The organism is Microcoleus sp. AT9b-C3 (assembly GCF_036705485.1).
Classification (GTDB): Bacteria; Cyanobacteriota; Cyanobacteriia; order Cyanobacteriales; family Microcoleaceae; genus Microcoleus.
This window is the reverse complement of the sequence record NZ_JAUBUR010000015.1, coordinates 127,189-142,946: the sequence shown is the minus strand read 5'-3', so window position 1 is coordinate 142,946 and position 15,758 is coordinate 127,189. Positions and strand designations below refer to the sequence as shown.

The 15,758-nt window shown below is 46.8% G+C and carries 11 protein-coding genes; 4 read left to right on the top strand and 7 right to left on the bottom strand.

Going from position 1 to position 15,758, the window contains the following annotated elements:
- Positions 1 to 24 precede the first annotated feature (24 nt).
- Positions 25 to 165, top strand: a complete 141-nt coding sequence (locus QUB77_RS15790) for a hypothetical protein (RefSeq protein WP_333035219.1) — start codon at positions 25 to 27, stop codon at positions 163 to 165.
- 319 nt (positions 166 to 484) lie between these two features.
- Entirely contained in the window at positions 485 to 1,726 is a 1,242-nt protein-coding gene (gene argJ / locus QUB77_RS15785) for a bifunctional ornithine acetyltransferase/N-acetylglutamate synthase (RefSeq protein ID WP_333174569.1), read from the top strand.
- A 319-nt stretch (positions 1,727 to 2,045) separates the two neighbouring features.
- Here the strand turns inward: argJ and QUB77_RS15780 are convergent, their stop codons facing one another.
- From QUB77_RS15780 to QUB77_RS15750, 7 genes are all read right to left on the bottom strand, one after another.
- Complete coding sequence (locus QUB77_RS15780) at positions 2,046 to 3,359, bottom strand: hypothetical protein (protein WP_333174344.1); 1,314 nt, start codon at positions 3,357 to 3,359, stop codon at positions 2,046 to 2,048.
- Between the two features lie 216 nt (positions 3,360 to 3,575).
- Positions 3,576 to 4,796 carry an alanine racemase gene (locus QUB77_RS15775; protein ID WP_333174347.1) on the bottom strand — a complete coding sequence of 407 codons (1,221 nt, stop codon included), beginning with the start codon at positions 4,794 to 4,796 and terminating at the stop codon, positions 3,576 to 3,578.
- 232 nt (positions 4,797 to 5,028) lie between these two features.
- Positions 5,029 to 6,762: an asparagine synthetase B family protein gene (locus tag QUB77_RS15770; RefSeq protein WP_333174350.1), complete on the bottom strand. Its 1,734-nt coding sequence runs from the start codon at positions 6,760 to 6,762 to the stop codon at positions 5,029 to 5,031.
- A 146-nt stretch (positions 6,763 to 6,908) separates the two neighbouring features.
- Positions 6,909 to 7,532 carry a DUF3859 domain-containing protein gene (locus QUB77_RS15765; protein WP_333174353.1) on the bottom strand — a complete coding sequence of 208 codons (624 nt, stop codon included), beginning with the start codon at positions 7,530 to 7,532 and terminating at the stop codon, positions 6,909 to 6,911.
- Between the two features lie 246 nt (positions 7,533 to 7,778).
- Positions 7,779 to 8,495 (bottom strand): HAD-IA family hydrolase, encoded by a 717-nt coding sequence (locus QUB77_RS15760; RefSeq protein ID WP_333174356.1) that lies wholly within the window; start codon positions 8,493 to 8,495, stop codon positions 7,779 to 7,781.
- Positions 8,496 to 8,498: 3 nt separating this feature from the next.
- A complete protein-coding gene (locus QUB77_RS15755) occupies positions 8,499 to 10,415 on the bottom strand; it encodes a S9 family peptidase (protein ID WP_333174359.1) in 1,917 nt (638 codons plus the stop codon).
- A 178-nt stretch (positions 10,416 to 10,593) separates the two neighbouring features.
- Positions 10,594 to 11,787, bottom strand: coding sequence for an NAD(P)/FAD-dependent oxidoreductase (locus QUB77_RS15750; RefSeq protein ID WP_333323277.1), 1,194 nt, complete (start codon positions 11,785 to 11,787; stop codon positions 10,594 to 10,596).
- A 380-nt stretch (positions 11,788 to 12,167) separates the two neighbouring features.
- Here QUB77_RS15750 and QUB77_RS15745 point away from each other — a divergent pair, with 380 nt between their 5' ends.
- Positions 12,168 to 15,242 (top strand): PAS domain S-box protein, encoded by a 3,075-nt coding sequence (locus QUB77_RS15745; RefSeq protein WP_333323275.1) that lies wholly within the window; start codon positions 12,168 to 12,170, stop codon positions 15,240 to 15,242.
- 84 nt (positions 15,243 to 15,326) lie between these two features.
- Positions 15,327 to 15,752, top strand: coding sequence for a DCC1-like thiol-disulfide oxidoreductase family protein (locus QUB77_RS15740; protein ID WP_333323273.1), 426 nt, complete (start codon positions 15,327 to 15,329; stop codon positions 15,750 to 15,752).
- Positions 15,753 to 15,758 lie beyond the last annotated feature (6 nt).

Below are 15,758 nucleotides of genomic sequence, written 5' to 3'. Positions count from 1 at the left end.
ACCTATAATTTGGAGAAATCAGTTATGTCAACTCAAGAACAAGCCCGCAACCTGATGATGCGCCATCAACACGTTGTCAAAAACCGTCAGGAATCCATGCTGAGCCGTGTGGCTGCTGAAGTTGGTTTAGATGCTGGTTCTCCAGCGAATATCGATCGCAAATAACCCCTTTTTTCAACGGCGAGATAGTTGAATCGAGTTTGTTGTTTGCCAGCTAAAAATTAATAATGTCAATTACAGAACCGTCGCGACTTCTTCTGGAGTTCTAACTCTAGATTGGAAGCCGCGATTAGTTTTATGGGAACTGGGAATTGGGAATGGGGAATGGGAAACTGGGCCCAAAAGAATGGGGAATCTAAAATCTAAAATCTAAAATGGTTCGACTGAGCGCTCACGCCGAAGTCTAAAATCTAAAATCTAAAATCTAAAATCTAAAATGGTATAATCCCCTTTCAGCAGATTGAAGGCTACTAGGGAGGTCATGATGTCGGACTGGAAAGAAATTGAGGGCGGAGTTACAGCACCCAGAGGGTATCGAGCATCGGGAATTACAGCGGGTTTGAAGCCTTCAGGCTTGCCGGATTTAAGTTTAATTTTGTCAGAGGTAGACGCGATCGCCGCGGGAGTTTTCACAACATCCACTGTCCGGGCCGCTTGCGTGGACTACTGCCGCCAGCGTTTGCAAGCTAAACCCAGCGCGAAAGCAATTTTGTGCAATGCGGGACAAGCTAATGCTGCCACTGGCGAGCAAGGTTGGGCAGATGCCCTCGAAAGTGCCAATTTGTTGGGAAAAGCGCTGAATATTCCTCCAGAATCTATTCTTTTGGCCTCCACTGGCGTCATCGGACAGCGGATAAAAATGGAGCCGCTGAGGGCGGGAATTCCGCGATTAGTTGCTGAGGCATCGGAAACTGGTTCCGATGCGGCGGCTAAGGCTATTTGTACGACTGATTTAGTGCCGAAAACGATCGCCCTAGAAACAATGTTTGGCGATCGACCCGTGCGTATCGGCGGCATTTGCAAAGGTTCGGGAATGATTCACCCGAATATGGCAACAATGCTGGCATTTGTAACTTGCGATGCAGCAGTGTCATCGCATTTGTGGCAAGAAATGCTGAGTCGGGCGGCTAACAGAAGTTTCAATCAAATTACTGTTGACGGAGATACCAGTACCAACGATTCGCTAATTGCTTTAGCGAACGGTCAATCCCGCACACCGGCAATTACAGAAATGGGGGCGGATGCTGAAAAATTAGAGGCGATGCTGACAGAAGTTTGCGTACATTTAGCAAAGGCGATCGCCCGTGACGGCGAAGGTGCAACTTGTTTGGTAGAAGTACAAGTTAGTGGCGCGCTGGATGAAGTTTCTGCGAGTAAAATTGCCAAAACAATTGTCGGTTCTTCTTTGGTGAAAGCTGCTATTTTCGGACGCGATCCGAATTGGGGCAGAATTGCGGCGGCGGCTGGGCGCGCTGGTGTCGCTTTCGATCAAGAGAATTTACGGATTCAATTGGGGGATTTTTTGATGATGGAAAACGGACAACCTAAAGAGTTCGATCGCGCTGCTGCGAGTAATTATATGAAAGCGGCTGCTGAGGGAGAATATTTGAAGGCTGATACGGTTGTAATTCAGGTTAGTGTCGGGAATGGCAGCGGTTTTGCGAAAGCTTGGGGATGTGATTTGAGTTACGACTACGTGAAGATTAATGCGGAGTATACGACTTAAATAAGTCCAGGCGGTTAGCAGTCCGGGCGGTTAGAAACCGCGCCTACACAAACAAAACCAGAGGAGAGAAAGTTAAAAGCAAATTTCACACAATTTAAACTAAATTCCCCCCCAATGGGGGAAATTAAAAAATCTCAAACCTTTACTCACCGAGTTAATCTCAGCTTTTTGGTTCCTCCTTTTAAAATCGCTAAAGCCCTTACAGAGCTCAGCTTGTTTTGATTTTAACAAAAGAGCGCTAAAAATTTTATTCAGACTAAGTTTCAAGACTTTTTAAGCTTATTATTAATAAGTCTAATATAAAGTTTGAAAACACGCCCTAACCAAAACTATCGGACACAAACACATAGCCACCACCATATCCGACAGCATTATCCACTAATATTAAGCCGTCATTGGTCTGCGGATCGCCACTCTGAGCAAGTCCATAATTCACCACGCGCAACAACCGCTGTGGCGTAAACGATTCCAATTCCACAAACTTACCTGCATCCAGCCATGCTAGTTCTTCGGCTGTTAAACCTTGCCTTACAGCGTCGGGTAATTGACGGGCGGTTTGTGCCATTGTTTGAGATTGCTGCACAAACATATCACGGGTTGCTAAGATTTGACGGGGAGAAATTCCCAAATCCAAAATCGTGACGGCTTGATTGGCAAACCAGTTTGGACTGGTTCGTAATTGATGTACTAAACTAACTCCTGCAGGGTTCGCATCGTGCAGCGCATAGACTTTTAAATCGGCATTGCGTCGCAGCATTTCGATTACGGTACTGAAGATGCTTTGGGGATAGCCACTAATACTAAGAATCGCGCAGTTGTTTTCAAAATGGACGTTATTGGCAATTAGGAATTGAGCTATTTCGTCACTGTCACAGATAATTGCGCGATCGAAGCTGTAGGCGCTGACTTCGCGATCGATGGTGGTGGGCAAAGCTTCTTGACGAGTAGCAGGGAGCAGTTTTTCTAATGTGCCGTTCACTGTTTGCCAGTCTCGCAGCCATTTATCGCTCTGCGCTTGATTAACGAGAAATATTTCACCCGTTATCTGTGGGTGTTTTTTTTGTGAAATGCCGAGCCAGTAGGAAAATATCCCTAGTGTAATCGCTACGATGTATCCTGAAGAATAATTAAATATTAGGCTTCCTGAAATGCCAAGCACTAAAATAATTCCCCCTAAAATCTGGAGATTTTTAGCATTATTTCTTCTGCCGCGAATACCTTGAGCAGGAGATTTGCTGTAGTATAAAAATACCCCGATCCAAATCAAATTGTAGAGGGCGAAGGGAATAATAACTGCGAATTGTGACGGAAAAATAGCAGAAGCCCAGTTAATGCCGAAGATGCCCATAAATACGCTATAAAAGAAGTAGAGAAAAAGCCAACTGGTTTCTGGCGCGCGAGATTTAAGCTTTTGGTCAATAAAATACAAAAACTGTTTGTGCGTAAAAAACAACATATTTTGGCTCGAAATATTTTCGATCGCATTTTTGAAAAAGGGATCGGTGAATGCCAACTTTTTATCAGTGACGGTAGTCGGTTCAAACACAAACGGATGGTTGCACTGTTTACAGCGACCTGAGTTGGTGGTACGATCGCTCAAAATGTTGTCGGTATTACACTGGACGCATTTCATTCCCATTTCGGTTACTCCTGATTGATTTAATGGATTTATATCGTTGACGGTTGTTTTGGAATGGTTTTACCGCAGAGGCCGCAGAGGACGCAGAGGAAGAGAAGAGAGATAATAAGTAGAAGGAAGAAGGAAGAAGGAAGAAGGAAGAAGGAAGAAGGAAGAAACTATGCCCCATGCCCCATGCCCAATGCCCCATGCCCCATGCCCAATGCCCTATTAAAATATTTGCCCGTTTAACAAGATAGAATAGTCTTCTCGCTGTCGAATTAATCGATCGCCCTTAGCATCAATCAACACCTCAGCAGGGCGGGGGCGGTGCAGAAAATGTGACGACATCGCATAGCCGTAAGCCCCGCTATCCAAAATCAGGATCGCATCTCCAATTTTGAGTTTCGGTAGCCAACAGTTGCGTCCCAAATAATCCCGCGAATAAGTAGTGTTGCCGCAAATATCCGTTTCATGTCGCGATACATCGTCGGTTTCCCAAGTTGCGATCGCCCGATAGCCCCCGTGTACTGCCGGCACCGATAGATTTGATACAGTCGTATCCACCCCGACAATTTGCCTATTGCCCAACCACTTCACCGACACAACTTTCGCAAGCAAAACGCCACAACCTGCGATCGCCGATCGTCCCGGTTCAATCACCAACTCGATCGGGCGAGATAGCGCACTCAATCGTTCAGTAATCGCCGCACCAAACTCCCGCCAGTCAAACGCTGCACCGCCTCGATAGGGATAGCCAAAACCACCGCCAAAATCGAGAGTTTTCCAATCGGGCAACTGTTGGGCGATCGCAATTAGCCGATCGATCGCCTGCGTAAAAGCACTCGTGGCGTTCGTTCCCGTCCCCCGATAAAAATGCAATCCGGTAATCCTCAACCCCTGCTGCTGCGCGATTTCGTTGGCTTTCTCGAATTCGGCGGGACGCACTCCAATCCGACTGTCTCCCGTCAATTCCGGTGAGTTGAGGCGCAGTCCGATTTCGGCACGGATCGATCGCGGTTGACTGCGCGAATATTCGCAAAAATCCTGGAGTTGCGACAGAGTATCGAAATTGAATCGATCGATCTTCCATTCAATCAATTGCTGAATATCCGCCCTGTTGAGGTTACTGCCGGTGTAGACAATGCGATCGCTCGTAAAACCCGCTTTCAGTCCCAAAAAAACATCCCCTGGTGTATTCGCGTGTAGCCCCCAACCAGCTTGCTGAATCAATTGCAACAGAGCAATATTGCCGTTGGTGACGGCGGCAAAATGAAACTGAACGCGGGGATAGTCGATCGATCGCGTAATATGCTCAAGGGTCTGATTGAGGATCTCGGCCTGATACACATATAAGGGCGAACCATAAGTTGACAAAAGTCGCTTGGCTAATGCTTCCGAGAACGGCGGCGAATGTATTTTGGTGGCATTCTGTAGCAAAGATTCAGTCATATTACATCCGTTAGTATAGGAATGGTAAAATCTATTCAACAATTAATAATCACGAATTGTGCAACCAAAATTTATCTAATTAATCTGCGTTAATCTGTGTTAATCTGCCCTCATCTGCGGTCAAAAAAAGAGAATTGCTTCACCGCAGATGACAAGGGATGGACGCTGATTCACGCAGATAAAGATAAGAGAGATATGAAGAATTCCGATGCAGCGCGGATTGGAGATGAGCTCATTCTAGCCTCCTGCGATATTTCCAAATGCGTTGCCCGATCGCCGGTGGCAACCAAAACACATGATCCAGCGATCGCTTAACCGGAATTTCGCCTAAAACCTCGGTTCGCCATGCCTGCCACATCAGCAGCAGCCAGAGATTATTGCCAATATAGCGATCGCGCATAGCAACTCCGAGTTGTCCCGATAACATCGCGTCGGCTAAATGGGGCTGCCAGCAATTTTGCGATCGCAACAGATTGGGATTCAGCCGATCGCCGATCGCAGCCCACAACTCCCGGTAATACCAAACTTTCAGCGGCACACCCATCCCGCGCTTTTCCCGCCAGACAATTTCCGGCGGCAACCAGCGTTCGGCAGCTTTTTTGAGGATGTATTTTTCGCACGCACCTTGCAGTAGCAGCTCGCCAGGGAGTTGAAACGTCCACGCTGTGAGGTCGGGGTCGCAGAAGGGCGATCGCACCCACAAACCGCAAGCAAACCCCAATGCCGTTGCCCTCGGCTGAATATTTTGGGCACCTTTGAGCATTAGCGAAGCCCGCCGCAGCCTCGCTAGCAGGGAAGGACAGGTTGCGGGCTCGATCGCGTCTTGCAGGTAAACGCTCAAATCGTGAGACTGGATGCGATCGAGCATTTCCCGCGAAAAAATCTGTTTTTCATAACCATAAAAGCGCTGAAACGTCCGCAAATACTGCTGTTCAAAAGTTTCTTTTCCGGCGGGATGTTCTGCACTGTAAACTCCGTGTGCAATCAAAGGCTTGTTTGTCCATCCAGCAAATAGCTGATCGCCATTCTCGCCATTGAATACAACTCGCACGTCTTGCGCCGCCGCCTGTTTGAGCAAAAACAGCGCAGCCGTCGTGCCATCTCCATAGGGTAAATCGAGGGCTTTGGCGGTTGGCCCGATCGCCCGCAACACTGCATCGCCCGTCGCTACCACTCGGATCAGCGGAATCTGGAAAAAGTCCGCCACCTGTTGGGCGTAGGGCAGTTCGGAATAGGCTTCGACACCAAAATCGAGGGCATAGGCGCGCACCTGCAAGCCTGCTTTCACTAGCAGCGCCGTCACCAGGGAAGAATCGATGCCGCCGGAGAGTAAAACGCCCACGGGTTCGTCGATCGGCAAATCGGCCACTTGTCGATCGATCGCCTGTTGCAACAGCCCTTGCAATTGTGCGATCGCCTCATCCTCACGGCGCAGTAATTGGGGCGCTTCTTGCCAAGCCGATTGCAGCGATCGCACTTTCGGCAGATCGTTAACATCGGCGATTTCCCACATCATCTCGCTTCCGGCTGCTACGGAGGCAATTTGCTCGATCGCAGTTAACGGTGTGGGCACGTAGGAAAAACAAGCATAGCTGTGGAGGGCGATCGGGCTAATTTGAGGGGAAGCAATCAGCGGTAGCAGGAATTGCATCCGTGTCGAAAACCAAATCGTTTCTCCTAACTGCATCCAGTACAACGGCACTCGCCCAAACGGATCGCGCCCCAGCCGTAGCTGTTTCGCTTCTACCGCCGCCCAAGCATCTCCCGGTAAATCGGTTGGCCCAAATCGCCCGCAAGCATTCAGCGTCACTGTGTCAGCCGTGAGTACAGATGCAGAGGCGATCGCCCATTCTGAGAATTTGCCCTGTCGGATGAAGTAATCTGGGGCTAAACGGCTGAGCGTTTTTGTGCGATCGTCGAGTCCCCAATAACCGATAAAATGTGAAGGTTTGTCGATCGCACCCATTAGATGTCTCCAATAATTATTGTGGAACAGGCATCTTGCCTGTTCAAAACAGGCTGTTTTTGGATAAGTCTATGTAGATATCTCCCATAATCGTTGTGGAACAGGCATCTTGCCTGTTCAAAACAGGCTTTTTTGGATAAGTCTATTTATTTCACAGTGAAAGATTCACTGCTGATGACGCGCCCATCCAGGGACATCCGAACTTCCCATTTGCCTGGGGCGGCAGCAGATCCGAGATCGTAAAAGCAGTGCGTATTCCAAACCGCAGTATCGATCGTGCGAGTTTGATACCTGCCCTGATGCACAGTTTGACCGCTAGAATTAATCCAGTCGCATTGTAAAGACAACTCACGATTGATCGGAGCATTTTGCAACGTCACCTGGTAGTAGATGCGGGGATTGATTTGACGGTTGACTTGAGTAAGGCTGTCACCACCCTTTTGAGATAGGGCAATTCGGTCTTCTCCTGCGACAATTTGAGCAGTTTGCTGCTTCTGATTTTGCCCGAACAGTACGCCTATACCGATCGCAGATATGACAACAACTGTCGAGGCGATCGCGATCCAGCGATTCCGTCGCTGCTGTTTTTCTAGGACTTCGCGGCGGCGCATTTGGGCGATCGCATCTTCTAAAAGCTCATCAGGAAGATTCAACTCCCGTAAAATTTCTCTTACCTGATCGGGTTCCAATTCTAACTCGCGCTGCTGCGATAACTTGTCGATTTCAGCGACTACCTGTGCTAACTGAGTTTGAGTGAGTCGAGGTTCCATAGACTTATTTCCCCTTAAAATTAGATATAAATCACCTCTGTCTTCTCTTCCTCTGCGCCCTCTGCGCTCTCTGTGGTTAAATTATCCATATTATTCAATAAATAGCTCTCAAAGTCAATTCATAAAAATCATAACCTTAACATCATAAAAATCATATTTATGAGGATTTATTTACTCTACTCGTAGGGTGCGCAATGCGCACCGGTGCGCATTGCGCACCCTACTACTCCTTGCGTAAATCTTGATTTATATAAAATCCAGACTAGCAAATTCCTCTACCTTCTTAAAATCAATTAAATCCAACTTTCCTGAATCCAGTTTTTCCTGTTGGCGATTCAACCAAATTGCGTTTAATCCCGCATTTTTAGCACCACAATAATCAGCCTTGAAGCTGTCGCCGATATGCAACACCTTCTCGACAGTGCAGTTGTGCTTTTGCAAAGCCGCAGTAAAAATTTGAGAGTCTGGTTTTGCTGCACCAACTTCGGTGGAAATTGTCACTGATGTGAAATATTCAGCTAAATTTAGTGCTTTTAATACTGGATAAATTCTGGAATCGAAATTCGATACTACTGCTAATTCAATTCCTTGTTGCTGCCATTTATTTAATGCTGGCAATACGTCTGGATAGACGAACCAAGGTTCGGCGGTGGCAAAATGAGCGTAGAGTTGAGCAAAGAAATTAGGAAAATCGGAAAATTGGTGATAAACACCTGCTATCTGGAAGGCTTTAGCGGAAACTGTTTGCCACCATTCAAATTCTAATTGGGGAATTTTTGCCGCTTCTATCCCTGGAAATGCCATCGGACTTGCTGAAGCAAAACTTTGGAAAAATGCAGCATTTAACTCTTCGCTATTAACTGCTACTCCAAAACTATTGGCTAATTTTTGGTACACTTCACCGACGCTACCGCGAACGTCAAATAGTGTTCCGGCGGCATCTAAAAAAATAACTTTAGTCATTAGTCAGTTGTTAGTTGTTGGCGGATTTATCACACCGGAATGATTGGCAATGTTGCCCGCCGGTTCAAATCTGCCTCCTAAATATTTGGCGAGAAATTCTTCGGCGATCGCATAAAAGTGCAGGCGATTTTCCGGTCGCGCAAATCCGTGTCCTTCGTCTGTATAAAGCACGTATTCTACAGGTTTGCCGGCTTGCTTCATGGCATTGACAATTTGCTCGCTTTCTGCTTCTTTCACTCGCGGGTCGTTAGCACCTTGGGCGATTAGCAAAGGTTTCTGAATGCGATCGACAAAAGATAAAGGCGAGATCGATTTCAAAAACTCTGGTTCTGTTTCCAAATTGCCCACACGGTGATACAGGCTTGCTTTTCTCGGTTCCCAGTAAGGGGGAATAGTTTGCAGCAGTGTAATCAAATTGCTTGGCCCGACAATATCGACGGCGCAGGCAAAAACATCGGGACTAAAAGTCAATCCCACTAAGGCAGCATAACCACCGTAAGAACCGCCCATAATCGCAATTTTATCTGGTTGCGAAATTCCTGTTTCTACAAGCCAATTAACCCCATCTAGCAAGTCGTCGTGCATCTTAGCCGCCCATTCGCGATTCCCGGCATTGAGAAAGGCTTTGCCGTAGCCGGTGGAACCGCGAAAATTGATTTGCAAAACGGCGTAACCTCGGTTTGCCAGCCATTGGGCTTGTGGATTGTAACCCCAGGTATCGCGTCCCCAGGGGCCACCGTGAACCAGCAAGACTGTCGGTACGGGCGTTGAGACACCAACCGGTTTTGTCAGGTAGCCGTGAATGGTTAAACCATCTCTTGCTGTGTAAGAAATGGGTTCCATTGATGATAGCGGTAGCCCTTCGAGTTTGGGTTTGTTGCTGAACAGAAAGGTGAAGGTTTTGGAGGCGCGATCGAACGCATAGTAGTAAACTGGGCCGTCGTCTGTCATGTAAGCGACTAGCCAAGTGGTATCGGCGAGGTTGCGGCTTGTGATGGAGAATTCGCCGGGGCGGAATTTGCCGAGATCCTCAAAATCCTCTGCTATACTTTGGTCTAAAATCTGCCACTCTTGCTTGTCCTTGTAGAAGGAAACCGCCTGAATCTCTCGCTTGGTGGGGTGTATCAAAATATCGGCGACATCGTATTCGGGGTCAGAGGCGAGATCGGTTTCTTGTTTGGTTTCTAAGTCTAATGCGATCAAACGTTCGGCGTTAGCATCGTGATCGCCTCGGATGTAGAGAATTTTGCCGTTTTCTGAGAACATGACGGCACCGCCTTCGTCGTCGGGACCCCAGCTTCGCAGGCTTTCCCAAGACTTGTCCGCAGTTTCCCTCCATAGCAATTCTTTACCGCCGTCGGCAGTTGTGGCTGTGGCCGCCCGCACTTGAAAGTGGGCGTCAGCAGCCCAATTGACGATGTTACCTGGGTTGTCGGTGTCGAGTTCAACTGCACCGTTTTGCAGATTGATGCGGTAAAGATCGTGTTTGCGCCGATCCCGGATGTTCATTCCCACTAATATTTCATTGGGGAAGTTGCGGTCAAGGGCGATCGGATGAGCTCGAACACCTTGAAATGGTGTCAAGTCGCGAACCAGGTTTGACTGGATATTGACTGAGAATAAATGCCATTTTTCATCACCATCAATATCTTGCTGATAAATGAGATATTCGGCGCTGTAAGTCCAGAAAAAGATGCGGATGCCGCGTTTTTTATCTGCTGTCAGTTGGCGATCGTCTGTTTGACCGACGGTACGCAATTGCACTTGCAAAACGTTGTGTTCATCTGGTGCAATGTAGGCGATATAGTTGCCGTCGGGTGAAAGTTGGGGGCGGGTTTTTTCTGGGTTGCCGAAGAGAATTTCTCGCTCTATCAACGGTGGAATTTCAGTTTTTGGCTGTTGAAATGGGGAATTTTGCATTTTTTATCGTGCCTAATATTCTCTGAATCTACACTCCGACAGAAAAAACCAGGTTTTTACCAAATATGCGCGTAGTAGTGAAGTATTTTCGTGAAAAACCCGGTTTCGGAACCGCCCTCATAAGTCCTACAATCAATAATAAACCGTCAACTGTCAACAGTTAACAGTCTACAATCAACTAACTTTTAAGCAAATCCTGAATCGGCTTGCTAATCCAATTGAAACCAACTTTTAGTTGATGGTCAAATGTTGGCATCCGATAGAGATAAGCTAAGCGGCGAGCAATGTGGGCTAGTTGTCCGTCGAGTTTAATTCCTAAACCGGCCAGGGTGGCGTTGTCTATTCCTAATGTCATCATTTCTCCTAACGGTTGATAGCGGAAAGGAAGTAAAGGACGGCCGGTGAGGGATGCCCAAATGTTCCAGGCGGTGTAGTCAGCTTGCTGGAAGGCTGTTTGGGCTGTTCCGGGGACTTTTTGATTAGTTGCATCGTGACATTCCGCTAAGTCTCCCAAGGCAAATATGTCTGGATGGTCGATAATTTGCATTTGCGAATTGACCATTAATTGACCGCGGCGGTTTTGTTTGAGGGGTAGCGATCGCACTGCTTGACTAACTTGAGTTCCTACTGTCCACAGCACTATGTCTACGGGGAGAACATCTAATTGTCCTTTGTAAAGTAAGGATATTGTGTCTGCTTCGATCGCCTCTACTTCTGTTTCTAAGTCGATCCACACTTTCCGTTTTTCTAAAGCTTGGTTGGCGGCTTCGCGGTTAAACTCTGGTGATGTCCGCAGAATCATGTCGCTTTGCTCAACTAACCGCACGCGACCTTTTTCTCCGAGTCGATCGGCTAATTTACAAGCTAATTCTACTCCTGAATAACCGGCGCCGACGATCGCAACCCGAATTTTATCGGTGTTGCTGGCTTCTAAAAACCGCAATCTTTCTTCTAAGCGGTAGGCGTCGTCGAGAGTGCGAAAAGAGTAAGCATATTCAACCGCACCCTTGACCATATCTAGAGGGGTTTCGCCACCTAAAGCTAAAACCAGGCGATCGCACGGAATTTCTGGCCCGTCGTGCAACTGCACTCGCTTTTCCTCCACATCGATGCCGGAGACAGTACCCTGACAAAAGCGCACACCTGTGTTCTGCAAGAGTTCGGCAAACGGTGGGGCAATTTCCCAGGTTTGGAGTTCGTCGGTCAGGAGTTCGTACAGCAGGGGAACGAACAAAAATCGATCGCGGCGGTCAACTAGGACAATTTCGGGTTTTTCGGTTTTGGAGAAGGGTAACTGACTCAAGCGCAGGGCTGTGTAGAGTCCGCCGAAGCCTCCGCCGAGAATGCAAATCCGGGGTTGTTGTTGAGTCATGGTGTTTTGTTTGAGGGGCGATCGGTAGCAAGGAAACTTATCTTATTGTAACGAGAGTGGGGGAGTGAGGGAGTGGGGGAGTGGGAGTGGGAGTGGGAGAAATGGGGAGAGGGGGAGAGTGGGAAAATCTTCTCTGTTTCCCTCGATCCTCAAGATCCATCCGTTAAATGCGTTAAATGCGTTAAATCCGTTGCCGAACTGTTTTCTCTATCTCTAGCCTTGATTAGCTCTACCTATTAGCCACCCTCAAATTTTCTGAATGTTCGTAGAACTAATTTTGTACTATATTAGTTTATAACGAATTATTTCGCAAATTTAATTCACTTTTTATAGGGTCATCTACTGTAACACTTGCCCCCGCACTCACAAGTGAAAAAATCATGCAAATTTCCTCGAATTCTTCTAAATTTAAGAACGGCGATCACAATAACGAAGACGGCTCATCTTTGTTAAAAAGCGAAGAAAAATATAAAAATTTAGTAGCTAATATTCCCGGTGCTGTCTACCGCTGTACCTGCGAGTATACGGACGACGAGGAATTAACACGGACAATGGCGTTTTTGAGCGAGACGGTTCAAGAAATATCAGGCTATCCCTCTTCTGATTTTATCAACGATCGCGTCCGTTCTTTTGCCAGCATTATCCATCCTCAAGACCGCAAAAATGTGGATGCTGTTGTTAAAAAAAGTGTAGAAACCAGAACTCCGTACATCCTTGAATACCGGATTGTCCGGGCTGACGGCGGCATTAGCTGGGTTTACGAAAAAGGCAAAGCTGTTTGCTGCGAGGCGGACGAGGCGAGAGGAATACAAGAGGGACAAGGGCAAATTGAGGGCTTTTTGTCGGCTGTGGTTCCGTCGGTTCCGCCGATCGCAAATTCTCTGTGTCGGGTTGTCTATCTCGACGGAGTAATTTTGGATATTACGGAACGAAAGCGAGCTGAGGAAAACTTGCGAAACACTCAAGATTTTCTGAATGCGGTACTGCAAAATCTGCCGATTAGCGTCTTTATTAAAGATGCTGTCGAGCAAAAATTTATTTATTGGAATACTGCTAGCGAAGAATTGTTTGGCTATTCCAGGGATGAAGTGATCTTAAACAATGCTGCTGATTTGTTGGAGCCAGATCATGCCAATTACTTGCAAGCACAAGATTTAGAAGTTCTGGCCACGAGAAAAGGCGTCGATTTGCCTGAACAAACTATCGAACTTCCGCACCGAGGAAAGCGGATTCTGCACACTAAAAAAGTTCCTTTGTTTGACGATTCGGGCGCGCCTAAGTACATTCTGGGTATTGCTGAAGATATTACGGAAAGCAAAAAAAATGAAACCGAATTGTCGCGGTTGGCTATTGTGGCTCAAAAAACGCAAAATGGTGTGATTATTACTGATGCTCAAGGCTGCATTGAATGGGTGAATGAAGGATTTACTCGGATTAGTGGTTATGTGCTGGCAGAAATGCAGGGAAAAAAACCGGGTGATGTATTGCAAGGCCCTGAAACAGACCCGCTAACTATTGCTCAACTGCGATCGGCTTTGTCTGCAGGGGTGCCGTTTAATCAGGAAATCTACAATTACAAAAAGAATGGAAGGGGTTATTGGGTGGCGCTTTCGATCGCCCCAATTTATCAAGAAAATGGAGAACTCGAAGGTTTTATTGCGGTGCAAACTGATATTACGGATCGCAAGCGAGCAGAGGAAACACTCAGGGAGAGGGAAAATTATTACCGCTGCATTGTCGAGACGGCTTCGGAGGGCGTTTGGATGTTTGATAGCGAAAGTATCACGACTTTTGCTAACTCTCGGATGGGTGAAATGCTGGGGTATTCTGTGGAGGAAATGCTGGGGCGATCGCTATTTGAGTTTATCGACTGCGAATCTAGGGAAATAGCTGAAAGTTATGTCCAGCGCAGGCGGCAAGGCCTTAGCGAACGCCACGATTTTAAGTTTACTCGGAAAGACGGATCTCACTTGTGGGCGATCGTGTCGGCGACGCCGATGTTCGACGCTGAGGGCGAATTTTCAGGTGTTTTGCGGATGATTACCGATATTAGCGATCGCAAACAAGCAGAAGCAGAATTGCGCCAAACTCTCAAAGAGTTGGAATTTGAAAAATTTGCTTTGGATCAATCGGCAATTGTCTCGAATACCGACGAATTCGGAGCCATTACCTATGTCAACGATCAATTTTGCGAACAATTTAAATATTCCCGAGAAGAACTGATCGGCAAAACCCACAGACTTGTCAATTCTGGCTATCATTCAGCCGATTTTTTCAAGCAGCTTTGGTCAACCATCCGCCAGGGAAAGGTTTGGCGAGGACAAATGAAAAATCAAGCTAAAGACGGCACATTATTCTGGTTGGATACTACGATTGTACCTTGCTTAAATACCAGCGGAGAACCCCATCAATATGTAGCAATTCGCAAGGATATTACCGATCGCAAACACGCAGAAGAAGCGGTGCGGCTTTCCGAAAGTCAATTGAGGACTAAAAATCAAGAATTGGCAAAAGCCCTACGCGACGTGCATAAAACTCAAAGCATGATGGTTCAAAATGAAAAAATGGTAAGTTTGGGGCAATTAGTCGCTGGGGTAGCTCACGAAATCAACAATCCAGTTAGCTTTATTTACGGCAACGTCATGCACGCTGACGATTACTTTAAAGACTTGTTAAAAATGCTGCAACTTTACCAGCAGGAATATCCGCACCCAACATCGGCAATTAAACAAGAAATAAATGATGTCGATTTGGATTTTCTGCTAAAAGATTTGCCGAATCTGCTAAATTCGATGAAAATGGGAGCAGAGCGAATTCGCCAAATTGTGCTGTCGCTGAAGAATTTTTCGCGATTAGACGAAGCCGAACAAAAGCAAGTGGATATTCACGAAGGGATTGAAAGCACTTTGTTGATTTTGCAGCACAGGTTGAAAGAAACGGCAGGACATCCAAAAATTATGCTGATCAAAGAGTTCGGCAATTTGCCCCGCGTACAGTGTTATGCAGGACAGTTGAATCAGGTATTTATGAATATTATTGGCAATGCAATTGATGCTTTGGAAGAGGCAATGGAGACTGGACAGTGGGCAGAGGGACAACTGGCGCCTATTCCTTATTGTCCTTCGCCGACACTGCGGATTTGTACGGATGTAAAATATGAACAGGATGCTTTGATGCAAGCAGATTCTGCTGTTTCTGATGATTCAATGCGGCATCCTTCTCATATTGTGATTCGGATTGCTGACAACGGGCCGGGGATTCCGATAGATGTTCACAAAAGGCTGTTCGATCCGTTTTTTACTACGAAAGAACCTGGTAAAGGTACTGGTTTGGGGCTGTCTATCAGCTATCAAATTGTGGTGGAAAAACACGGCGGGCTGCTTAAGTGCGATTCTGCACCGGGTCAAGGCACGGAATTTGCGATCGAGATTCCTGTAAAAAAAATAGTTAGTTAGTTAGGTGCGCCCTTACGCACCCTACAGTTAGTTAGTTAGGTGCAATTCCTGCAATTGTTCATCCAAAACTTAGGAAATTATCAAATGAATTACAACGTAATTTACGACGGCACTTGCAATCTCTGCGTTACCTTGGTACAGTTACTAGAAAACTTAGACCAAGGCAAGAATTTTGAGTATATTCCCATGCAAGATTTAGAGCAATTAAATCGCTTTGGGATTACGTCTCAAGACTGCGAAATGGGGATGATTTTGATAGATGGCAACACCCCGGAACGGCGCTGGCAGGGCAGCGATGCGGCGGAGGAAATTGGGCGGATACTTCCTGCTGGCGAGGTGTTTGTGGCTGCTTACCGGGCAATGCCGGGGATGAAGTGGATGGGCGATCGCGTTTACGAACAAGTCCGCGACAACCGCTATACTTTATTTGGCAAGCGATCGACTACTTACAAATCTGTTTATCCAGTTGGTTGTAAGTCGATCGACAATGGTGATAATAGCAAGGACTAAAGTCCT